Source organism: uncultured Parvibaculum sp. (genome assembly GCF_963975745.1).
Taxonomy (GTDB): Bacteria; Pseudomonadota; Alphaproteobacteria; order Parvibaculales; family Parvibaculaceae; genus Parvibaculum.
In genome coordinates, this window is sequence record NZ_CAXBIB010000006.1 from 137,202 (window position 1) to 159,440 (window position 22,239).

A 22,239-nucleotide genomic window follows, 5' to 3' on the forward strand; every position below is an offset into this window, starting at 1 on the left:
CTATGTCACATCGGCGCCGACGGCGTCCGTCAGATGCGCGAAACCGTCGGCTTCCAGACAGGCCGCCAGTTCGCGCTTGATGCGCGCGATCAGGCCCGGCCCTTCATAGGTCAGCGCCGAATAGAGCTGCAGCAGCGAGGCGCCGGCGCGGATCTTCATATAGGCGTCGCGTCCGTTCGAAATGCCACCGACGCCGATCAGCGGCAGGCGGCCGCCGGTCAGACGGTAGATGTCGGCAAGCACCGCCGTCGACATCGCCAGGAGCGGCGCGCCGGACAGGCCGCCCGTCTCCTGCGCATGGACGCCCGAAACCAGATCGCCGCGGGCGATGGTGGTGTTCGAAACGATCAGGCCGTCGAGGCCCTGTGCCAGCGCCACCTCGGCGATGTCGGCCAGTTCGTCCGGCCCGAGATCGGGCGCGATCTTCAGCAGCACCGGCGTGTTGCCCTTGCGCGCGGCCAGCACGCGGGCGACCAGGGTTTCGAGTTCGGCGCGGTTCTGCAGCGCGCGCAGGCCCGGCGTGTTGGGCGAGGAAATGTTGACCGTGAAGTAGCTTGCCAGGCCCTCGAAGGCGCGGATGCCGGCCTCGTAGTCGGCGATGCGGTCGGCGGAATCCTTGTTGGCGCCGATATTGACGCCGATGATGCCGGGCCGCGCGCGGCGCGCCTCGAGGCGGCGCTTCAGTGCCGCATGGCCCTGATTGTTGAAGCCGAGGCGATTGATCACCGCGCGATGCGCCGGCAGGCGGAAGATGCGCGGGCGCGGATTGCCGGCCTGCGGCAGGGGCGTCACCGTGCCGACTTCGGCAAAGCCCATGCCCATCGCCAGCATCGCGTCGGGGACCTCGCCGTTCTTGTCGAAGCCGGCGGCGATGCCGAGCGGGTTTTCGAAATGTAGGCCGAGAACATCGACCGCCAGCAAAGCGGGATCGGCCGCGCGCGGGCGGGGGCCGAGCCCCATGCGCAAGGCCTGCAGGGTCAGGCCATGCGCCGTTTCCGGATCGAGCAGGCCGATCAAGGGGCGCGCCAGCGGGAAGAGGTCGATCGGCGTCATGCCTCAAGCTCCGGAATGCGGTGCCGGCCATCCTCGCCGACCGGCAGCGGCTCGACCCGGCAAACTGCGTCGAGGCTCAGGACGTCATAGAGATGGGGGAAGAGCGCGCCGCCGCGCGAGGGCTCCCATTTCAGCGCTTCACCGAGTGCCGCCGCCTCGACCGCGACCAGCAGCAGGCCCTTGCGGCCCGAAAAATGGCGCGCGGCGGTCTCGGCAACCTGGCCGGCGGTCGAGAAATGGATGAAGCCGTCATCGATGTCGACCGCCGAACCGATGAAGCGACCTTCGGCCGTGGCCGCGAGCCATTCATGCTCGCCGACGATCTTGTAGATGAGGCGCGTTGCTGGAGGCATGCCGATCCTTCCCGGTTGGCGCGGCACTGTAGCCATGGAGCGCCGGAGGGACAAGAAACGCCAGATAGGAATTATCTCTCCAAATCTCTTGATACTCCTGAATATATTCTTATAATTTCTCCGGTCGCGAGCCGACAGGAGCGCATGTTCATGGCCGACGCCCTTTCTCACAGCCGACTCTGGAGCGCCATCGATGCGCTGGCCTCGGCGCATGGTCTGACGGCGTCGGGTCTGGCCAAATCGGCTGGTCTCGACCCGACCACTTTCAACAAGTCGAAGCGCGTCACGACCGAAGGGCGGCCACGCTGGCCCAACACGGAAAGCCTGTCGCGCATTCTCAAGGCCACGGGCTCGTCGCTGGAGGAATTCCTGACGCTGGTGGCAAATGGCGACTTCGCGGCGCGGCAGCGGCATGTGCCGCTGATCGGCCTCGCGCAAGCCGGGCATGGCGGCTATTTCGACGATGCGGGCTTTCCGGTCGGTGGCGGCTGGGAGGAAGTCGCCTTTCCCGAATTCAAGGACGAACATGCCTATGCGCTGGAAGTCAGCGGCGACAGCATGGCGCCGGTCTATCGCGACGGCGACATCATCGTCGTATCGCCGGCCGCCGGCATCAGGCGCGGCGACCGCGTGGTGGTCAAGACGATGGCCGGGGAAGTGATGGCCAAGGTGCTGGCACGGCGCACCGCCAAGAGCGTCGAACTGCATTCGTTCAATCCGGCACATGACGACCGGATCCTGAAGAGCGAAGAGATCCTGTGGATGGCGCGGATCATCTGGGCCAGCCAGTGAGGCTCAGGCCTTCGACAAATCCTCGCCCGCCAGCGCGCGGCGGATCAGTGCCGCGGTTTCACGGACGCCGTAGAGCCTGGTGAAGGTCCCGAAACGCGGGCCCTGCTCCTCACCGAGCAGCACTTCATAGAGCGCCCTGAACCAGTCGCGCAGATTCGCGAATTCATGCGTCTTGCCGATCTCGTAGACGATGTTCTGCAGGTCCTCGGCCGTGGTGGCCGGGTCGACCGTCTCGAAGCGTGCCGCGAGATCCTCCAGCGCCGCGCGCTCCCTGTCGTCCGGGGCGCGGTACTTCTTCGCCGGCTTCACGAAATCATGGAAATAGTTGATCGCGTAGCCAACGAGATGATCGAGACGTGGATGGTTTTCCGGCGTCGCATCGGGTGCATAGTTGCGGATGAAGCCCCAGAGCACATTCCGGTCCTCGGAATGGCTGGCACTCGCCAGATTGAGCAGCAACGAGAACGAGATCGGCAGGTCTTCCGTGGGCGGATTTCCGCCATGGATGTGGAAGGCCGCGTTGTTGAGGCGCTCGCGCAGATCCTGCTTCGGATAGGCCGTCAGCGCGCCCAGATATTCGTCGACATTGCGCGGGATGACGTCGAAATAGAGCCGCTTGCCGGCGCGCGGGCTCTGATACATGAAGTATTGCAGGCTTTCCGGGCTCGCATAGCGCAGCCAGTCCTCGATCGAAAGGCCATTGCCCTTCGACTTCGAGATCTTCTTGCCCTCCTCGTCGAGGAAAAGCTCGTAGTTGAACCCTTCCGGCGGCCGCTTGTTGCTCAAGACGCGATAGATGCGCGAGGCCAGCTTGACGGAATCGATCAGATCCTTGCCGGCCATTTCGTAGTCGACGCCAAGCGCGACCCAGCGCATGGCCCAGTCGGCCTTCCATTGCAGCTTGCACTGACCGCCGGTGACCGGCACCTCGACGATCTCGCCCGTCTCGGGCTCGGCATAGCTCACCGTGCCCTTCTTCGCGTCGCGTGCGACCAGCGGCACCAGCAAGACATGACCGGTGCGCGGGCTGACAGGGAGAATGGGGCTGTAGCTCTGCTGACGCTCCTCGCGCAGGCTCGGCAGCATGATCTCCATGATCTCGTCGAACTTTTCGAGCACCTTCAGCAGCGTCGCGTCGAAGCGGCCGGCCTTGTAGTAATCGGTGGAGCTCGCGAATTCGTAGTCGAAGCCATAGCTGTCGAGGAAGGCGCGCAGACGGGCATTGTTGTGCGCGCCAAAACTCGGATGGGTGCCAAAGGGGTCTGGCACCTTCGTCAGCGGCATGTTGATGTAGCCAGCCAGCATCTCCTGGTTCGGCACGTTGGTCGGCACCTTGCGCAAGCCGTCCATGTCGTCGGAAAAGCAGAGAAGGCGGGTCGGAACGCCCGGCGCCAGGATTTCGAAGGCGCGGCGGACCATGGTGGTGCGTGCCACCTCGCCGAAAGTGCCGATATGCGGCAGGCCCGAGGGGCCATATCCCGTCTCAAACAGGACCGTGCGGGCGGGGCCACCTTCCTTGTCCAGACGATCGACGATCTTGCGCGCTTCCTCAAAAGGCCAAGCCTTGCTGACACGCGCGGCCTCGATGAGGGCGGAAGGCGCTGTCGCCTTTGTTTCTGTTGGCATTTTCAGACTCGAAAGAATGACTTTAAGGCTTTGTCAAGCGCGCGGACCCTATGCTTAGCACACCCCCCCGTCAACGCGGCAATCCGGCCCCGGAGCCGCCGCCCGCAGGCTCTCCGGGGGATTTTGACCATTGAGCGGCGGCCCGCGCCCGGAGGCCCGAAAGTTGACTGCACCCCAAACCGATCCGGACTCAGTGGCGGCCGAGACGGCCCGTCCCCTTCGCCGGGCCGATCCGATTGACGCGCGGATCGATGCCGAGCAGGTCCGTCTGCTGCTGAGCCTCGGCGAGGCCAGCCGGCTGACGATTTTCGGTGCCATCGCCATTGTCGGGCTCGCCTTCTGGCCGCAGGCGCACCTCTGGACGATCGGCGTCGTCGCATCCATCCAGCTTGTCGCCCAGATTCTCTTCGACCGGGTGCGCGCCGGCTTCCGCGCCGACCCGGATGCCGTCGGAAACGCCGCATTCTGGGCGCGGCGCTATGCGCTGGTCACCATCATCAGCGGCTCGACATGGGGCGCGGGTTCCCTGCTGTGGCTGCCCGGCGCGTCCTTCACACACGAAATTTTCTACCTGCTGGTCCTTGCCTGTCTTGCCATGGCGACCGCGATCACGCGCGCCAACCACCCGCCGGCCGTCGTCTGTTACATCGCGGCCTCCTGCCTGCCGACGGTGGGCATGCTGCTGTGGCGCGGCGAACCACTTGCGATCGCCACGGTGGCGCTGGCGGCCATGTTCTTCGCAACCGTCGCCGGCTGGACGAAGCGCATCAACAGCGGTTATCGCGAAGCCTTCCGGCTGCGCTTCGAGAATGCCGATCTCGCCGCACAGATGGCGCGCGCCCATGCCGTGGCCGAACAGAAGCGCCACGATGCCGAGCAGGCGGAAGCCCGCGCGACGGCCGCAATGGGCGCAAAACAGGCCTTTCTCGACCTGATGAACAATGAAATCCGCATGCCGCTGGAAGGCCTGAGCAGCATGGCAATGGATCTCGCGGACGCGCCGCTGAACGAGGCCCAGGCGAAGATTGCCCGCTCGATGAATGAAACCAGCCAGCTGCTGCGCCGCCTGTTCGACGACATGATCGACCTGTCGGAAATGGAGGCCTTGTCGCTGGAGCTGCAGCCGCGGCGTTTCGATCCGGCGGAACTCGCCGGCGGCGTGGTCCGCATGTTGCGGCACCATGCGGGCGAACGCGGCTTGTCGCTCGAGCTCGATGCGGCGCTTGACGATGACGTGGACATGCAGGCCGATGCCGACCGTGTGCGCCAGGTGCTGACGCATCTGATCACCAATGGAATCAAGTTCACCGACACAGGCGGCGTCGTCGTGCGGGTTGCGCCGGTCCAGACACCGGACGGCGACAAGGTCATCCGGTTCTCCGTTTCGGACACCGGCCCCGGCCTCTCGGCGGAGTCGCGCGCACAACTCTTCGAAACATTCTGGCAAGGCGACACCGCACGCGACAGCCGCTTTACCGGCTCGTCGGGCGGCATGGGACTTGGCCTGCCGATCTGCGATCGTCTGGTGCGGCTGATGGGCGGCAAGATCGGCGTCGACAGCGTGCAGGGCCAGGGCAGCACGTTCTGGTTCCTGCTGCCGGTCGAGCCTGGCTTGGCGACCGGCCATCTTGCATCGCTTGCGACCGGCACCGCGCCGACGGAACGCAGCGGCACCGAGAAGCTGATCGATCTCGGCCGCCTCTACGACATCGAGCGCGAACTCGGCCCCGAGCGCATTGCCGATCACCTGGTGGCCGGACTCGAGCGCGTGCTGGCCCTTCATCGCCGCATCGAAAAGGCCTCCAATACAAGCGACCAGAAGGCCATGGCCGAAGGTGCCCGGGCCTTGCAGAGCGCGGCGCACGATATCGGCCTCCCGGCCATTTCGCATCTGGCCCGCGACATCGAGAGTGCGCTCGATCGCGGCACGGCCGATGCCGCGCTTCGCGACGTGCCCCGGCTGCAGCAGAAAATCACCGCGACATGGCGGGAACTTGCCAAGGCCTATCCAGGCGTCACCGGCTGATTTCATTCGCGGCGCACGCGGCTATACTCGCCGCCCATGCCCCGGCCCGCTGATTCAGATTCCCCCGACAATCCGGCCGACGGTGCTTCCGGCGCCGGAAGCGCCTATCTGCCCGATGCCCCGGCCATCGTGCCGTCGCGGGCGGCCGGCGGTGCGGTGGCCGTCAGCGCCGAAGGCGAGGTCGACGAGCTCGAATCCGAGGCCGCACTGAAGCTGATCGAGCGCGAGCCTGTCATCCTCGTCCATGCGGGCTTCACGGCGCGGCGCATTGCCAGGGGCAAGCCCTTCGGCGCGCCGGGGCCCCATGTGCTCGATCTGATGGAACTCTTCGCCTTCGTGCATCCGGCCGCCCCATGTCTGCCGACGCCCGAAGGGCTTGCCCGCGCCCTCGGCCTCGATGCCGGCGAGACGCCCGAGGCGCAGGCGCTGATGCTGCATGCGGCCGCCGCACGATTGCTGCGCCGTCTTGAAGACCGCAGCCTGCCCGACCGCCCCTCGGCCGCCCGGACCGCCTTTCGCATGGCGGAAGGCGGCTGGGCCTGGGGTCCGGGCGTCGTCGCGGCCCTGGCCGACGCGCTCGGCCGGGAGGGACGGCCGCCGGCCGGACGCGGCTTCGACATCTGGAACGAATTGCCGGAATGGGAAGAGCAGGCGCCCCGTCCGCCGGCCGGTTCGCAACCTGTCAGCGAGAGTGAAGCGCGGGAACGGCTTTCGACGCTCGCCGGTGTGGATGCCGAAACACGCGAGGGTCAGGCGGCCTTTGCCGGCGCCGCGGCTTTCGCCTTCGGTCCGCGTGAAGCCGCCGGCGCGCCCAATATTGTCATCGCCGAAGCGGGTACCGGCATCGGCAAGACGATCGGCTATATCGCGCCGGCGAGCCTCTGGGCCGAACGCAACAAGGGGACGGTGTGGATCTCGACCTATACCAAGAATCTGCAACGGCAACTCGACCAGGAGCTCTCACGGCTTTATCCCGATCCTGCCGAGAAGGCCGAGAAGACCGTCATCCGCAAAGGGCGGGAAAACTATCTCTGCCTGCTCAACTTCGCCGAACTGGCCGACCGCGCCGCGATGGGCGGGGGCGCGACCGCCATCGGCCTCGTCGCGCGCTGGGCCAAGGCAAGCCGCGACGGCGACATGGTGGGCGGCGACTTTCCGGCCTGGCTCGCGGCACGGCTCGGCGGCACAACCGGCCGCACGGGCCTCACCGACCGGCGTGGCGAATGCGTCTATACGGCCTGCCCGCATTACCGCAAATGCTTCATCGAACGCGCCATCCGCAAGGCGCGCCGGGCCGACATCGTGGTCGCCAATCATGCCCTGGTGATGCGGCAGGCCGCACTCGACCGGATCATGGGACCGATCGCGACAGCCCAGCCCGCCGATACCGCCGGCGGCGCCGAGGACGAGGCGCCGAGCGGACGGGAGGCCCGTTCGCGCTTCGTATTCGACGAAGGTCATCATCTGTTCGATGCCGCCGACAGCGCCTTCTCAGCCTCCATCTCGGGGATCGAAACGGCCGAACTCCGGCGCTGGGTTCGCGGCGCCGAGGGTCAGCGCGGCCGGCGCGGACGCGGGCTGGACGAACGCATCGGCGACCTTGTCGGCGGCGACACGCTGGCCGAGGAAGCGCTCGCCGCTGCCCTGTCGGCTGCCGCCGCGCTGCCGGGTCCGGGCTGGACGGCGCGTCTCAACGACGGAAATCCACGCGGCGCGGCCGAAACCTTTCTCGCCCTTGTGCGCCAGCAGGTTCACGCCCGGGCCGAAGACAATGACAGCCCCTTCTCGCTCGAGGCCGAAACCGAGCCGCCGGTGGCCGGGCTTGCGGTGGCAGCCCGCGAACTCGATGCGGCCTTGCAGCGGCTCATCGCGCCGCTGCAGCTTGTCGCCGATCGACTGCGCGCGCGGCTTGACGACGCGGCCGACGAGCTCGACACAGCAACGCGAATCCGCATGGACGCCGCCGCGCGCGGCCTCGACCGCCGGGCGCGCATTCTCATTCCGGCATGGCGCTCAATGCTGGCCGGCCTCAATGCCGTCACGCCCGAAGAATTCGTCGACTGGTTTGCGATCGAGCGGATGTTCGGCCGCGAAGGCGATGTCGGCATGCACCGGCACTGGCGCGACCCGACCATTCCCTTTGCGCAAGCGGTACTCGAGCCCGCACACGGCGCATTGATCACATCGGCGACACTGCGCGACCGGTTGATCGATGAGACCGAGGATGACGAGGGCTGGGAGACGGCCGAGATCAGAACGGGTGCCGCGCATCTTGCCCTTCCGGCACGACGGGTCTTCATGGCGTCGCCCTTCGACTATCAGAAACAAGTGCGCATTTTCGCCGTCAGAGACGTGGCGCGCAGCGACATCGCACAGGTTGCGGCCGCCTATCGCGAACTCTTCTGCGCAGCCGGCGGCGGCGCGCTGGGGCTCTTTACCGCGATCCACCGGCTGCGCGCCGTCCATGAGCGCATCGTCGTTCCGCTCGAGGAAGCAGGACTGACGCTTTATGCGCAGCATGTCGACGCGCTCGACACGGGCACGCTTGTCGACATCTTCCGGGCCGAGAAGCATTCCTGCCTGCTCGGCACTGATGCCGTGCGCGACGGCGTCGACGTACCTGGCGACGCATTACGCATGATCGTGTTCGACCGCGTGCCGTGGCCCCGCCCCGACATCCTGCACAAGGCCCGGCGGGAATTCTTCGGCAAGGCGCGTTATGACGACATGCTGACCCGACTGCGGCTGAAACAGGCCTTCGGGCGGCTGATCCGGCGCGCCAGCGACCGCGGGGTCTTTGTCGCGCTCGATGCCCGGTTGCCGACACGCCTGACCTCGGCTTTTCCGCCAGGGGTCACTGTGCACCGTGTGGGACTTGCCGAGGCCATAGCCGAAACGCGGGCCTTTCTCGGCGGCCCGCTTGCTCCCGAACGGACCACCCCCTAAGCTCCCGGCAAATCCAGCCAAGGAAGCCTCATGTCGACGATTTCTCCCGAAAACGCCCTGATCTACATCATGGTAACGATGAGCGCCGTCGATCGCGCAATGAGCGACAACGAACTTCGCGATATCGGCACCATCGTCCAGACCCTGCCTGCCTTTCGCAATTTCAATCCCGAGCGTCTGATTCCGGTGGCCAAGGAATGTGCGGCCATTCTGCAGGAAGATGGCGGGCTCGATGCCGTGTTCGGACTGGCGAAGGACGCCCTGCCACCGCACCTGCGCGAGACCGGCTATGCGCTGGCTGTCGAGATCGCGACCTCCGACCTTGCGGTCGGTGCCGAAGAAATCCGGCTGCTGCAGCTGCTGCGCGACACGCTGGACATCGACAAGCTGACGGCCGCGGCCATCGAACGCGGCGCACGGGCGCGGCACATGCCGATCTGAGCCGTCAGCCGCAGGATCCCGTTCCCGTTTCGCGCAGTTCCTCGTCGATACGGTCGTAGAAGGTGCGGATACAGCGCGCCGGTCCGTCGAAACGATCGACCTCGCGATGGACGATCACCGGGACGCCGTCATTCCAGGCATAGACATCGACACCGCCCTCGGCGGCACTCGAGCGCCAGCGGCTGACGATCTCGCGCGTCTCCGGATCGAATTCCGGCGAGACGATTTCGTCAAGCGCGGCGCTGTCGACGAAGCGCTCTTCATCGACCGACCAGAGCCAGTTGCGATAGAGCACGTTGGGACCTGCCGTTCCCCCGGCGACGATGCGCATATCGAGATGACCGTCGAAGTCCATGTCGATCAACTCGAATCCTGCATTTTCGATCGGCACGGCCATGCGCAGTTCCAGGCCCGACATCTCCTGAAGCGGTTCGGACGCCCCGTCCCGGCCGATCCATATGCCGGTCACCACCCGTTCAGCGGTCACCGAATCGACATGCCATGCCAGCCTGAACACAAAGAGCGGCAGGACCGGACTGATCCAGCTGCGGCAGGCAGTCGTTCCGGCGCTGTTTTCACCGGCGTCGCTCCGACAGGTGAAGCCGCCCTGAAAGGTCTCGTCGCCGGCAACGGCGGCCGGCGCCATGCCCGGCGGCACCTCGAAGGCCAGACGATCCGCACGCTCCGTGCCGGCCGCCCCTGCCGGCGCTATCAACAGCAGGAGGAGCAAGCCGCCCGAACAAAAACCACCACGCATCGCCCTCTCCTTCCGCGTCCGTCCCGTTCTGCCGCGCGGCATTTTATCTCAAAGCGCGGCGCAGTGCCCTCTTTCTTGGCGGCAAAGCCAACCTATAATCGGCGCTTGCGCCATGTCCATGGCGCATGATTCACGGCGCCAGCCCAGCCGAGGCCAATGACCGAGTTCCTTTCAATTCACGAGCCGCTGTTCCGGCTCGCCAGCTTTGCAGCAGTGCTGGCCGCGATGGCGCTCTGGGAGCTGGCGGCACCGCGCCGGGTACCTGCCCTGTCGCGCTGGCGGCGCTGGCCGACCAATCTGGTGCTTTCGGCACTCGGGACCGTGCTGGTGCGGCTGGTGCTGCCGGTCGTCGCCGCCGCCACGGCCATCGAAGCTTCGCGGCGCGGGTTTGGGCTCTTCAACTGGATCGGCACACCGGCAGCGATCGCCGTCCCGGTATCGATGGTCGCGCTCGACGCCCTTATCTATGCCCAGCATGTCGTGTTTCACCGGATCGGCCTGCTGTGGCGGTTGCACAGGGTTCACCATGCCGATCCAGATCTCGACGTCACAACGGGCATACGCTTTCACCCGGTCGAAATCCTGATCAGCATGTGCGTGAAAATACTGGCAGTCGCACTTCTCGGCGCGCCCCTGGTGGCGGTGATTCTGTTCGAAGTGCTGCTCAACGCGGCGGCGATGTTCAATCATTCGAATGTGCGGCTGCCTGTCGCAGCGGATCGAATCCTGCGCTGGTTCATCGTGACACCCGATATGCACCGGGTGCATCATTCAGTCTATCGTGACGAGCACGACATGAATTTCGGCTTCAGCCTGTCAGTCTGGGATCGCCTGTTCGGCACCTATCGCGCCCAGCCTCGCGACGGGCACGAAGCCATGCGGATCGGACTTGACGCCTTTCCGGCACCGGCACCGGCCGGTCTGGGGTGGAGTCTCCTCAATCCCTTTTCTGGCGCCACGGAGCGTGGAGAGCAACGGATATGAAGCGCCTGTGCCTGTTGCGTCATGCCAAATCGGATTGGGGCGATCCGGCCAAGGACGATTTCGACCGGCCGCTCAATGCGCGCGGGGCGAAGGCCGCCGACTTCATGGCCGGATATATCGCCGCCTCGGCATTCCGTCCCGATACCGTGCTCTGCTCGACCGCCGTACGCGCGCGGGAGACATGCACCCCGCTCGCCGCGCGCCTCGGCAAGGGAGTGCCGGTCATCTATCGCGACGAGCTCTATCACGCGATGCCCGATGCAATGCTGGAGGAGATCCGGCAGGCACCGGCGACGGCGCAGACGCTGCTGGTTGTCGCTCACAATCCGGGTCTTGTGCTGCTGGCCATGGCGCTGGCCGAGGATCCCGACGACGAGACGGCGCTGCGCATCGCGCATGGCGTGCCGACCGGCGGGTTCATCGTCTTCGAGTTTGACGTCGGGCGCTGGACGGAAATAGCCGAGGGCAAGGGTCGCAGCGTCTTTTTCGGGCGGCCGCGTGACCTGATGGCGGAAGAAAAAGACTGACCGAGACCGTCAGTAGATGTTGTCGGAGAAATAGCGCGCGCTGATGCGGGCATAGGTCCCGTCGACCACAAGCTCTTCAAGCGCCGCATCGAAGCTGTCGCGCAGGGCGCTGTCGCCGGCGCGCAGCGCAATACCCGCGCCCTCGCCGAACCATGCCGGATCGGAATAGCTCGAACCGGCGAGCCGGCAGCAGCTCGCACCGTCCGATGCCATCCAGCGCAGCAGGGCGTTCCGATCGGCAAAAAGCAGGTCGGCGCGTCCTGCCGCCAGCGCTTCCTGCGCCTGTTCCAGGGTCGGCAGGACCAGCGGTTCGGCGGCCGGGAACCGCGCCCTGACATAGGCATGATGCACCGAGCCGGCCTGTACCGCGATGCGCTTCCCGGCAAGCGCGGCCGGCGTCGCCGCGACCGGCGCATTTGTCCGCCGCGACGCGAAGTGACCCGGCGTCGAGTAGTAGCGCTCGGTAAAGACGATTTCCTCATCGACCGCGGGCACCTCGCGGCCGGATCCGGGGATCAGCATCGACGCCACGACCGCATCGCCCTCACCGCGCTTCAATGCCGGCAGAAGCTCGTTCCAGGAGCGGAGTTCGAAATCGCATTCGGCCCGCATGCGGGTACACAGGGCACGCGCGATGTCGACGTCGAAGCCCCTCAGTTCACCCCGATCATTGCGATAGTTGAAGGGCGGGTAGTCGCCCTCGGTCAGGAGACGCAGCCGAAGAACCTTCTCCTCCGGGGCTGGCGTCGTCCCGCGTGCCGGATGCGGCAGCGGCAACTGAAGCGCGGCATATTGCTCGGCCGTCAATGGCGGCGACGGGGCTGGCGCCGACGGCCCCTCAAGCGCCGCCACGGCCGGGCCTTCGGCCCAAGGCAGAGGCGTTCCGTCATAGAGCCGGCCCAGCGCGCCGGCGAGCAGGATGATCGCAATGGTGTTGAGGTAGAGAAGAAATCGCATCCCGGTCCCAGCCGCTCCAGCTACAACAATCCCGCTGCCGGGACTGTCTCACTATGACACATCAGGATGACAGTTCCTGCCCCGCCGCAGCAACCAGCGCCCTTCCAGGCTTTTCCTCGCAAAAATCATACCCTCAACTTTCGCTTTATTATGGTTAAGGGAAATCTATACTGCCATTCAGTTTCCGTAATCCGAGTGTGTCGTCGAGACTTCCGCTGCGTTCGACTCCGGGGGCTCCATTTGGACAACAGAAGCGATGCCGCCGGGCGCCCGGCCACAGCCGCCATGGCTGGCTTGAACGAAGCGCACGCGCTCCGGCAAAGACGCCGGGCGGGCGTGCGGCCGCTGATCGGCGAGCTCGCGGTCGCGGCCGGACTGGCGGCACCGGCGGCGATTGCGACCGCGCTCGACCGGCAGCGCCGCTGGGGGACACGGCTTGGCGGGGTGCTGGTCAGCACCGGCACGCTGCGGCAGGTCGACATGGCCCGGCTCTATGCGGCGCAGCAGGATATCCCCTTCGTCAACCTGACGACCGATCCCTGCGACGCAGGGCTGCTGCGGACAGGCGACCTCGATTTCTATCTCCGCGCGCAGTGCCTGCCCTGGCAACGACGGGGCGCCGAAACCATCTATGTGGCGGCAGATCCCGACACCGCACGCGACGCGATCGTCCAGCGCGACGGCCGTCCGCAGCCCGTTTTCGTTACCTCGCCGCGCGACATCCGCCAGACCATCATGCATGAATTCGACGCCACGCTGAGCGAGCGGGCGATCAGCGAGCTTGCACGGCGCATGCCCGAAAGTTCGGCGGCAATCATCGTGACGCGGCCACAGGCCATCACGTTGGCGGGCTTCCTCCTTCTGGCGATCACCGCCCTGGCGGCAGCGCCCGGCACCGCGCTCGTTGCACTCAATATCGTGGTTGGCCTGTGTTTTTCGGCAATTGCGGCGCTGCGATACATGTCGATCTTCGTCGGCCTGATGGCACGACCGACCGCCGAGGAACGCGCCCACGAACGACATGGCGCGCCCGCCGATATCGATCTGCCCGTCTACACCATCATGGTGCCACTCTTCGACGAAGCTCGCGTACTCCCGATCATCGCCCAGGCCCTGCAAGATCTCGACTATCCCGGCATTAGGTAGCAAACACACCAACAAGATTCTGACGTATACGGACTCCCGGCGCTAGTCTTCCGTCATGGAAATCCGCACCGTGACGACGCTCAAGACGAAGCGTCACCAGATAGAGGCTGCAATCGCGGGATACGAGCGAGCGCTTAATCAGGCCCGCGCCGATCTCTCCCATGTGAATGCCTGCATTGCGATGTTTGACGCATCAGGGGCCGCAGCCCCGTATGTGGACCTGCACAGGCTGTTCAAGCGCGGCGAGGTTGTCGGTATCTGCAAAGACGCGCTGGCACGGGAGGGCAATCTAGATACCCGTGAGCTAGCCCACAGGGTTATGACCGCCAAGGGACTGGATACGGGGGACAAGGTGCTGTCCCGGTCCCTCTGCCTGCGTATCGTCCAAGCCCTACGTATGCAGGAAAAGCGGGGCAAGATCGCCGGTGCCGGGAAGCGCAAGGGTGTGAGGGTGTGGCGGTCAGCGCCTTAACTGACCGCCACCTTGATAACCGCCCGTTAGGCAGCCTTGTTCCATGCTTCAATGAAGGAATCGTTTTTGACAAGGAGCTTCGTCCATGCCGCACTCTTGGCTTCGATCACCAATAGAAGATCCTCTGCACCAAGAATGGTTTTCAGCTGATCACGAAGCGCCGCAGCCGTACCCGGGTAACTCACCCACCATACGGATTCTAGGACGCGGCCCCGCCTTGCCGTCAGCCTCTGAAGATGATCATCCATCTCCTTGTGAGACGGATGGGGGCCGTTCAGATCGTAAGTGACGATAAAGTTTGCCATTTCACTGGCCTTTCTAAGAAGGCCGGATAAGGCTTGACACAATCGCCGAATGGACAGACAGTCCCCCAGTGATCACACCCCGCCCTATCCGGCGGTTGCTATTCAAGGCCAGCCCCGCGCCAACGGGGCTGGCCTTCTCTTTTGTCGAGAATCAATTCGACCCCCCAAGTTTCCGTAGCGTCAGCGATTCGTCAATGGCGCTTCGTATTTAAATGGTAAACGCCGCCCGGCGCTGCCAATAGCCCTTCCACTGGCGGCTAACGGGGTGGCCCAGCGCGGCACCCGCTGCCATCAGGAATTGCTCGCCATTGGAGACGCGGCGGTTGTCTTCGCGCCACGCCATTTCGCGGGCATAGGCGACAAGGTAGCGGCCCGAAATCAGGTGATGCGTTCCAATCTCGGCACGACGCAGGCGCGAGAAATAGCTTTCCGCTTGGTTCGTGCAGGCGTCTTCGTCCTTGAAGTTGATCGAGTGATTGACGCGCTTCGTGTCATAGGAGCCGTGCAGCGCGTCCCAGCTTGAGGCCTCGTCCGCGTACACCGTGGTTCCGGCCTCGACGCGCGAGCGGATCATTTCAACCGACTGGTCTTCGGAACGGAAAACCTCGGGGTAGGACTTGCCGCCGCGCTCCCGGACGATGACGACGACGCGGCGCTTGCCGGTCTGGTTCTCTTTCAGGCGGCGGTCCTTCCGATCTTCCTTCCGGTTCTCCGGCTTCACATAGCCGCCGAAGTAAGCGCCATCCACTTCCACATGGCCGGACAGCTTGCGGTCCTTCAATTCAGCGCCCATCGCTTCACGAAGCTTGTGGGCCAGCACGAAAGCCGTCTTGTACTGGCAATCAAGGTCGCGGCTCAGTTGCAGGGCGCTCATGCCCTTCGCGCCGTTGACGAAGATCGCAATGGCGGCGAGCAGGTTGCGGATGCTCATTTTCCGGCTGGCAAAGATCGTCGCCGTTGTGACGCTGAATTGGGCCTCACAGCCCTTGCACTTGAAAATCTTGCGCGCGGCGTAGGTGTAGACCTCGACCGAACCACAGCGGGGGCACACGGCCTCGCCATTGTTCTCAGCCCAGCGGATCGCCTTGAAAGCCTCGTATGCCTCGGCATCGCTCATGCGAATAACCTTGGCGAGCGAGAGCGTCCGGGCTTGCTTGGAAAGAAGGAAGTGCTGGGCCATTTGTCATCGTCTCCGTTACCTATGTAACGAATATAGTACGTTGACGTGGCTCATACAAGGGCATAAGTATCGTTTTCAGTACATTTTGTACTAGGAGCGATACATGGCCGAAAAGACCGATTGGGAAGCGAAAGCCGCTAACCTGTTGAAATCAGAGCTAAAACGGCGCGGGATTACCTACGCCCAGCTTGTCGAAAAGCTGGCCGAAATAGGCGTTGACGAGAAAGAGGTTAACGTCCGGAATAAGCTCTCTCGGGGGAAATTCACAGCGGCGTATCTCATCCAATGCTTAGAGGCTATCGGCTCGCAATCATTGCGGTTGGACTGACGCTCGCGTTAGGCGCGCAGGCTCAACCCGAACCCGATCAGCCAAAAGCCGAGGCCAGCGAAGCTGCCGCTCAAGAGCAATGGCCACCACTTCCGTTGCCCGTTCAGATAGTGGAGGAAGAGGCCGAAAAAGATGCCCGCGAGCGCATTGAACAAGAGGCCCGTCAACGGGAGATAGACGACCTTGCGGCTCAGAGAGGAATGGACGAAGCGTCTCAGCGTATGGCTGACGCCGCCGAACTTCAGACCTGGATCATTGGCGTTGGTACCGCCCTGCTCTTCGTGACGCTTGGTCTGACTTACATGGCGAACTGTGCCGCGCAAGCCGCCGTGAAAGTCACGCGTGAGGTCGGGGAGGCGCAGGTTCGCGCTTACCTGACATGCGAAGGTGCCGAGTATTCCATTTCGACTGGCGCCCTCACTTGCGAACTGCAAATGCGTAACCATGGGCTTTCGCCAGCCAATCGTTGCGAAGCGAAAGCCTACATCGACGGGTTTGTGCGCAATGGCGAACGGCCCGAAACCAAAAAATCGGTCGAAGGCGTTGGCTGGGGCGCAACAATCGCTGCCGGAAGCACGGGGGTAGTACATCTCTCTTGGAACAAAGCACACGTCGGGGACGCCCTCTTTGCCCACATACTGAACGGCGGAGATTTCGATATCACCGCTAGAGTCGAGTGGTTCGACGTGTTTGAGAAGAAGATTCCCATGGTCATATTTCTCGAACAGAATGAGAGAATCGAACGTAGCGAGCGCATCTATAAACCCGCGCGCTCTGGCCTCATGACTCCATACAATGCCGATGAGAAGGGCTATCCCTACGAGTACGACCGCAAACAGCGCACGGAAAAGCCAAGTCGTCTTCGCCGCGCTTTTGAAAAGCTGACAAACCTTCTCGACTAGTCCCATCGCTTCTCTCCTTGAGAAGCGGCATAGGTGTGTTTGCTACCTAATGCCGGACTATCCGGCCGCCAAGCTCGACATCAAACTGGTCTTCGAAGAGAGCGACGTCACAACATGGGCGGCCGCCAAGGCCCTGAAGCTGCCGGATCACTTCGAGTTCATTCGCGTCCCGACGAGCCTGCCGCGGACCAAACCCAAGGCCTGCAATTTCGCCCTGCCCTTCGCGCGCGGGGACTTTCTGGTCGTCTATGACGCCGAGGACCTGCCCGAACCCCAGCAACTCAAGAAGGCGATCGCCGCCTTCGAACTGGGCGACAAGAATCTCGCCTGCGTGCAGGCGCAGCTCAATTACTACAACTGGAACGAGAACTGGCTCACACGGCAGTTCGCCATTGAGTATGCGGCCTTTTTCGACCTGATCCTGCCGACACTGGTGCGGCTCGGCATGCCGATCCCGCTGGGCGGCACGTCGACGCATTTCCGCATCGAGGCGCTGCGTGACGCCGGCGCCTGGGATCCGAACAATGTTACCGAAGACGCCGATCTCGGCCAACGCTTCGCCTTGAAGGGCTATCGCTGCGGGATCATACGGTCGACGACGCAGGAGGAGGCCAATTGCCGGCTGAACAACTGGATACGGCAGCGATCGCGCTGGGCCAAGGGCTGGATGCAGACTTATCTGGTCCGAATGCGGCATCCCGTCCAGCTTTATCGTGCGCTGGGGTTCCGTGGCTTTGTCGGCTTCCAGATCGTGATCGGGGGATTCTCTCTTTCGAACCTGCTTCATCCAGTGCTCTACTTGGCGATGGCCCTTGCGCTGTTTCTCACGGGCGCGCCGACCGGCTTCCAGCAGGGGACGGCACTCGCGCTTTTCAACATGGCCGTTCTTGTTTCCGGCTATGCCGGTGCCGTCGCCGCCGGGATGGTGGCGGTTTCGGTTCGGGGTCTGGCGCCCCTCTTCCTGCAAACGCTGATGATGCCGGCCTACTGGCTGCTGATCTCGTTGGCTGCCTACAAGGCGATCTGGCAGCTCGCCACGCGACCCTTCCATTGGGAAAAGACCCATCATGGGCTGAGCCGCATGATGGGCGTCCAGCTTGCCCGTCTTCAGCCCTCCCTGAACCCGGCCGGAAACAGCCGCAAGAAAGACCGGGCCGGCACGCCACACTAACCAATCGATAAAGAGTTTCCGCCATAGTGGGGGCAGAAGCCGGAAAATGGCGGGCGAGCAGACGAGAGGCGAGAATGGCGCAGGACAACAAGGCCCAGGACATCAAGACCATCGGCCCGGAAACCTATGCGCAGCTCGGCGTCCTGATCGTCGAAGATACGCAGTACATGGCCAATCTTCTGCGCGGTATCCTGTCGGGGATCGGCGTTCGCAACATCACCAGCGTTCGTTCGGGCGAAGACGCGCTGGCTGCACTGATGCGCGGCAAGGTCGATCTTGCCATCATGGACGACCTCGCACCACCGCTTGACGGCCTTTCGGTCGTCCGCGCCATTCGTACCACAGATGAAGACGAGCTCAGCGCCATACCGGTCATCTACGTGACCGAACTGCGCGAGCGTTCGGCGATCATCGAAGCGCGAGATGCCGGCGTGACCGAAATCCTCTCCAAGCCGTTCTCGGCGCAGCAATTGATTGCGCGCATCGAGGCCGTGCTGACGCGGCCTCGGGCGATTGTCCGCTCGGCCGTGTTCACGGGCCCCGATCGCCGCCGCCGCGATGGCAAGGCTGTCGTCAAGCGGCGCGAAAGCGATCGCAAGGCTTGATCTCAGGCGCAGGCCTTCTTGTAATCGTCGCGCAGCAGATTCTTCTGAACCTTGCCCATGGTATTCCGCGGCAGGCTTTCGACGAAGAAAGCCCGTTTCGGCACCTTGTAATTGGCGATCTTCTCCTTCAGACGGCCAATCAGTGTTGCCTCATCGAGGGTCGCCCCGTCGCGCAAGACGACCACCGCCACGCCGGCCTCGCCGAAATCAATATGCGGCACACCGATGACGGCCGATTCCAGAACCTCCGGCATGTCGTCGACCAGTTCCTCGATCTCCTTCGGATAGACATTGAAGCCGCCCGAGATGATCAGATCCTTGGCGCGACCGACCAGATGAACATAGCCGTCGGCATCGACCATTGCGATATCGCCGGTCCTGAACCAGCCGCCTGCGGCAAATTCCTCCGCCGACTTCTCGGGCATGCGCCAGTAGCCCGAAAAAACATTGGCCCCCCGCACCTGCAGACCGCCAATCTCGCCGGGACCAAGCGGTTTCTCCTCGTCGGAGACGACGCGCAATTCGACACCCGGGAGCGGAAAGCCGACAGTCCCGGCGCGCCGTTCGCCGTCATAGGGGTTCGAGGTGTTCATGCCGGTTTCGGTCATGCCATAGCGTTCGAGAATCGCATGACCGGTGCGGGCGCGAAATTCCTCGAAGGTTTCAGCAAGAAGCGGCGCCGATCCGGACGTGAAAAGACGCATGTGACGGACCAGATCGGCGCCAAAATCGGCACCGGCCAGCAGCCGCGTATAGAAGGTCGGAACGCCCATGAATGCGGTCGCGCGCGGCAGGTGTTCGATCACATCAGCGCGATCGAACTTCTGCCGCCAGATCATTCGGGCCCCCGAGAGAAGAGCACAATGGCAGGCGACGAAAAGCCCGTGTGCATGAAAGATCGGCAAGGCGTGCAACAGCACATCGTCGTCCGTAAAGCGCCACGCGTCGCGCAGCGCGATCCCGTTCGAGGCAAGATTGCCATGCGTCAACATGGCGCCCTTGGGCTTTCCGGTGGTTCCCGACGTATAGAGAATGACCGCAAGATCGTCAGCGCTGCGACTGACGGGAGGCATTTCATCTTTCGCTGCTGCGACCGCTTCAATGAAACTGCCGCGCGCTTCGGCGTCGAGCGTCAGGACATGCGGCACGCCGCGACATCCTGCAATCTCTCTAATCGGCATTTCGGCGGCCGGGTCGCAAACGACCAGCGTGGGCGCGGCATCGCCGACGAGATAGTCGACCTCCTCAACACGGTAGGCGGTATTCATGGGCAGGAAGACAAATCCACCGCGCAGGCAGGCAAGGTAGAGAATGAGCGCTTCGGGCGACTTCTCGACCTGGAGCGCCAGGCGGTCGCCAGGCTTCATGCCGATCTGAGTCAGAAGGGCCGCATAACGGCCCGCATGAGACGAGAGGCGTGCAAACGTCCATTCACGAGGGCCATGGGCCCGGCCCGGTGCCTCCAGGGCGACACGCGAACGATCGTCGGGAAAGGAATTTTCGATCAACGTATAAAGCGACAGGCTCATTTTGCCTCGGGCGGTATCGATGGACCGCTCCGATATATACAGGAGACCGGAACCATCCGCATTATCCGGCGCGTTGCAGATGAATCTTATGGAGGTGCCGCTCGTACTGGCCGAGCAGATCGGCGATCACCTGCTCCTTGGTATAGGCCATGATGTCATAGCCAGGACGTCCGTCACGCAGCTCCACTTCGGCGCGCCAGGTACGGTCCATTTCCTCACCTTCCCCCTCCAGCATCGCCATGGCAAAGGCCGGAACCGGAACGCCGCGCAGCGCGACGCCATAGTGAAAGGCCTCCTCGCTCCCCGGCGATACCACGATGGTCGCCGACCGGTCCGTCGCAGAGACCTCGGCAACAAGACCGCGATTGCGAATCTCGGCGGCTACATCCTCGAACGCAGGAATGACTGTCGTGCGCATGAAGGCCAGCGCCCGGTCGCGGGTTGGCTGAAGCAGCAGCGCACCCAGGCGCTGGCGCCACGGCACCGGCGGATGGCTTGCGCCGAGCGCCATGGGCGTAACCGACTGCATGCTTAGCTGCCGCCGCGTTTCCTGTCGCAGCGCCTTGAAAAGGCCATAGGCCACAAGCAACAGGATCGCGGCCAGCGGAAATCCACCGGCAATCGCAGCTGTCTGCAATGCCGCCAGACCGCCGGCAAGCAGCAGAATGGCCGCAACCAGACCCTGCGTCAGCGCCCAGAAAACACGTTGCCAGACCCTGGGCTCGACCTTGCCGCCCGACGTGATGATGTCGATGACGAGGCTGCCGCTGTCCGACGACGTAACAAAGAACGTGATGATCAACACTGTTGCCATCGTCATCGTCACGGTGGCAAAGGGCAGGTGTTCGAGAAACTGGAAGAGCGCGACCGCCACATCCGCCTCCACCGCTGTAATCATCGACGCGGCACCCGACAACTCCATCGACAAGGCCGTGTTGCCGAAAACCGTGAACCACAGAAATGTAAAGCCCGAGGGCACCAGCAACACGCCGACGACAAATTCGCGCACCGTACGGCCACGCGAGATGCGGGCGATGAACATTCCGACAAAGGGCGACCAGGAAATCCACCAGCCCCAGTAGAAGAGGGTCCAACCGCCGATCCAGTCATTGGGGCGGTAGGCGTATAGCGTGAAGGTGCGACCGACAATATCGCTCAAATATGCACCGGTGTTCTGCATTGTCGCCTGAAGCAGGAAAACCGTCGGACCGGCCGCCAGAACAAAAATCACAAGCAGGATGGCCAGAGTCAGATTAAGCTCTGACAGACGTCGGATACCGCGATTGAGGCCCGAGGCAACCGAGATCGTCGCCAGTAGCGCAATGATCGCAACTAGCGCCACCTGTACGCCGATGCCGATGGGAATGCCCAGCAGATAGCTCAAACCGGCATTGACCTGCATCACACCCAGACCAAGCGAGGTGGCGACACCAAACATGGTGCCAAGCACGGCAAAGATGTCGACCAGATGGCCGGGCCATCCGTAGATGCGCTCACCTATCAACGGATAGAGCGCCGAGCGCGGCGTCAACGGCAGACCCTGACGGAACGAGAAATAGGCCAGCGCCAACCCCATCACCGCATAGATCGCCCAGGCATGAAGTCCCCAATGAAAGAAGGAGAGCTGCATGGCATTGCGTGCAGCTTCGACCGTGCCACCCTCGCCGACTGGCGGCGAAGCAAAATGAAGAACCGGCTCGGCCACGCCATAGAACATGATGCCGATCCCCATGCCGGCACTGAACAGCATCGCGAACCAGGAGCGCGTGGAAAAATCAGGCTCGGCTTCGTCAGGCCCCAACTTGATCTGTCCCATCGAACTCAATGCCACCCCTACAGCGAAAACCAGAAAGGTGGCGACGGCCGCAACGTAGAACCATCCGAATTCATGAACAATGAACGCCTGGATATCGGCGAATACCGAAGCCGCCAGAACCGGCGACGACGCTGCGAAGAGAATGGCGCCGAATATCAATGCGGCGGAGCCAAAGAAAACCGGCTTGTTGGCTTCAAAAAGTGCGGGCTCTGCCATTGCCGGGTCCTGTGTTCTGCAATTCCGGAATTATGTCGCGGGCAAATGGCGCACGGGGCGACGAAAGTATCGCCGCAGGGATGTCGCACCGGACAAGGGTTTGTGTA

The 22,239-nt window shown here is 63.6% G+C and carries 21 protein-coding genes; 12 read left to right on the top strand and 9 right to left on the bottom strand.

Going from position 1 to position 22,239, the window contains the following annotated elements; all coding sequences use genetic code 11:
• Both AAC071_RS06915 and AAC071_RS06920 read right to left on the bottom strand, forming a co-directional pair.
• A complete protein-coding gene (locus AAC071_RS06915) occupies nt 1-1,044 on the bottom strand; it encodes a quinone-dependent dihydroorotate dehydrogenase (protein ID WP_339831256.1) in 1,044 nt (347 codons plus the stop codon).
• 5 nt (nt 1,045-1,049) lie between these two features.
• Complete coding sequence (locus AAC071_RS06920; RefSeq protein WP_339831173.1) at nt 1,050-1,406, bottom strand: DUF952 domain-containing protein; 357 nt, start codon at nt 1,404-1,406, stop codon at nt 1,050-1,052.
• 150 nt (nt 1,407-1,556) lie between these two features.
• Between AAC071_RS06920 and AAC071_RS06925 the strand changes: the two genes are divergently transcribed.
• Nucleotides 1,557-2,198, top strand: a complete 642-nt coding sequence (locus tag AAC071_RS06925; protein WP_339831174.1) for a helix-turn-helix transcriptional regulator — start codon at nt 1,557-1,559, stop codon at nt 2,196-2,198.
• 3 nt (nt 2,199-2,201) lie between these two features.
• Here the strand turns inward: AAC071_RS06925 and AAC071_RS06930 are convergent, their stop codons facing one another.
• On the bottom strand, nt 2,202-3,824 hold the full coding sequence (locus AAC071_RS06930; RefSeq protein ID WP_339831175.1) for a lysine--tRNA ligase: 1,623 nt from the start codon (nt 3,822-3,824) through the stop codon (nt 2,202-2,204).
• 163 nt (nt 3,825-3,987) lie between these two features.
• Here AAC071_RS06930 and AAC071_RS06935 point away from each other — a divergent pair, with 163 nt between their 5' ends.
• From AAC071_RS06935 to AAC071_RS06945, 3 genes are read left to right on the top strand one after another with little or no spacing between them, the layout of a single operon-like run.
• Entirely contained in the window at nt 3,988-5,850 is a 1,863-nt protein-coding gene (locus tag AAC071_RS06935) for an ATP-binding protein (RefSeq protein WP_339831177.1), read from the top strand.
• 36 nt (nt 5,851-5,886) lie between these two features.
• On the top strand, nt 5,887-8,796 hold the full coding sequence (locus AAC071_RS06940; protein WP_339831179.1) for an ATP-dependent DNA helicase: 2,910 nt from the start codon (nt 5,887-5,889) through the stop codon (nt 8,794-8,796).
• A gap of 30 nt (nt 8,797-8,826) precedes the next feature.
• Nucleotides 8,827-9,237 carry a tellurite resistance TerB family protein gene (locus tag AAC071_RS06945; RefSeq protein WP_339831181.1) on the top strand — a complete coding sequence of 137 codons (411 nt, stop codon included), beginning with the start codon at nt 8,827-8,829 and terminating at the stop codon, nt 9,235-9,237.
• Nucleotides 9,238-9,241: 4 nt separating this feature from the next.
• Here AAC071_RS06945 and AAC071_RS06950 read toward each other — a convergent pair whose 3' ends face one another.
• Nucleotides 9,242-9,994 carry a hypothetical protein gene (locus AAC071_RS06950; protein ID WP_339831183.1) on the bottom strand — a complete coding sequence of 251 codons (753 nt, stop codon included), beginning with the start codon at nt 9,992-9,994 and terminating at the stop codon, nt 9,242-9,244.
• 156 nt (nt 9,995-10,150) lie between these two features.
• Between AAC071_RS06950 and AAC071_RS06955 the strand changes: the two genes are divergently transcribed.
• Nucleotides 10,151-10,978 (top strand): sterol desaturase family protein, encoded by an 828-nt coding sequence (locus tag AAC071_RS06955; protein WP_339831184.1) that lies wholly within the window; start codon nt 10,151-10,153, stop codon nt 10,976-10,978.
• A complete protein-coding gene (locus AAC071_RS06960) occupies nt 10,975-11,505 on the top strand; it encodes a histidine phosphatase family protein (RefSeq protein ID WP_339831185.1) in 531 nt (176 codons plus the stop codon). Before AAC071_RS06955 ends, AAC071_RS06960 begins: the two co-directional genes overlap by 4 nt.
• Before the next feature lie 9 nt (nt 11,506-11,514).
• On the opposite strand, the gene AAC071_RS06965 is transcribed toward AAC071_RS06960, so the two are convergent.
• The gene (locus tag AAC071_RS06965; RefSeq protein ID WP_339831186.1) at nt 11,515-12,462 is read right to left on the bottom strand and encodes a transporter substrate-binding domain-containing protein; all 948 of its coding nucleotides are present in this window, start codon (nt 12,460-12,462) and stop codon (nt 11,515-11,517) included.
• 285 nt (nt 12,463-12,747) lie between these two features.
• Between AAC071_RS06965 and AAC071_RS06970 the strand changes: the two genes are divergently transcribed.
• Nucleotides 12,748-13,608 (top strand): hypothetical protein, encoded by an 861-nt coding sequence (locus AAC071_RS06970; protein ID WP_339831187.1) that lies wholly within the window; start codon nt 12,748-12,750, stop codon nt 13,606-13,608.
• Between the two features lie 70 nt (nt 13,609-13,678).
• Complete coding sequence (locus AAC071_RS06975; RefSeq protein WP_339831189.1) at nt 13,679-14,080, top strand: hypothetical protein; 402 nt, start codon at nt 13,679-13,681, stop codon at nt 14,078-14,080.
• Nucleotides 14,081-14,106: 26 nt separating this feature from the next.
• Here the strand turns inward: AAC071_RS06975 and AAC071_RS06980 are convergent, their stop codons facing one another.
• Entirely contained in the window at nt 14,107-14,385 is a 279-nt protein-coding gene (locus tag AAC071_RS06980) for a hypothetical protein (RefSeq protein WP_339831191.1), read from the bottom strand.
• 208 nt (nt 14,386-14,593) lie between these two features.
• Nucleotides 14,594-15,565, bottom strand: a complete 972-nt coding sequence (locus tag AAC071_RS06985) for an IS1595 family transposase (RefSeq protein WP_339831194.1) — start codon at nt 15,563-15,565, stop codon at nt 14,594-14,596.
• A gap of 103 nt (nt 15,566-15,668) precedes the next feature.
• Between AAC071_RS06985 and AAC071_RS06990 the strand changes: the two genes are divergently transcribed.
• The 4 genes from AAC071_RS06990 (at nt 15,669) to AAC071_RS07005 (ending at nt 18,571) form a co-directional block, all read left to right on the top strand.
• A complete protein-coding gene (locus tag AAC071_RS06990) occupies nt 15,669-15,893 on the top strand; it encodes a DUF6471 domain-containing protein (protein WP_339831196.1) in 225 nt (74 codons plus the stop codon).
• Nucleotides 15,851-16,795 carry a hypothetical protein gene (locus AAC071_RS06995; protein WP_339831198.1) on the top strand — a complete coding sequence of 315 codons (945 nt, stop codon included), beginning with the start codon at nt 15,851-15,853 and terminating at the stop codon, nt 16,793-16,795. The genes AAC071_RS06990 and AAC071_RS06995 overlap by 43 nt, the downstream gene beginning before the upstream one ends.
• Nucleotides 16,796-16,844: 49 nt before the next feature.
• Complete coding sequence (locus tag AAC071_RS07000) at nt 16,845-17,966, top strand: glycosyltransferase family 2 protein (RefSeq protein ID WP_339831199.1); 1,122 nt, start codon at nt 16,845-16,847, stop codon at nt 17,964-17,966.
• A 74-nt stretch (nt 17,967-18,040) separates the two neighbouring features.
• Complete coding sequence (locus AAC071_RS07005; protein WP_339831202.1) at nt 18,041-18,571, top strand: response regulator; 531 nt, start codon at nt 18,041-18,043, stop codon at nt 18,569-18,571.
• A 2-nt stretch (nt 18,572-18,573) separates the two neighbouring features.
• On the opposite strand, the gene AAC071_RS07010 is transcribed toward AAC071_RS07005, so the two are convergent.
• Together AAC071_RS07010 and AAC071_RS07015 are read right to left on the bottom strand one after the other, a co-directional pair.
• A complete protein-coding gene (locus AAC071_RS07010) occupies nt 18,574-20,100 on the bottom strand; it encodes a malonyl-CoA synthase (RefSeq protein ID WP_339831203.1) in 1,527 nt (508 codons plus the stop codon).
• Nucleotides 20,101-20,161: 61 nt separating this feature from the next.
• A complete protein-coding gene (locus AAC071_RS07015) occupies nt 20,162-22,132 on the bottom strand; it encodes a BCCT family transporter (RefSeq protein WP_339831206.1) in 1,971 nt (656 codons plus the stop codon).
• Between the last annotated feature and the right edge of the window lie 107 nt (nt 22,133-22,239).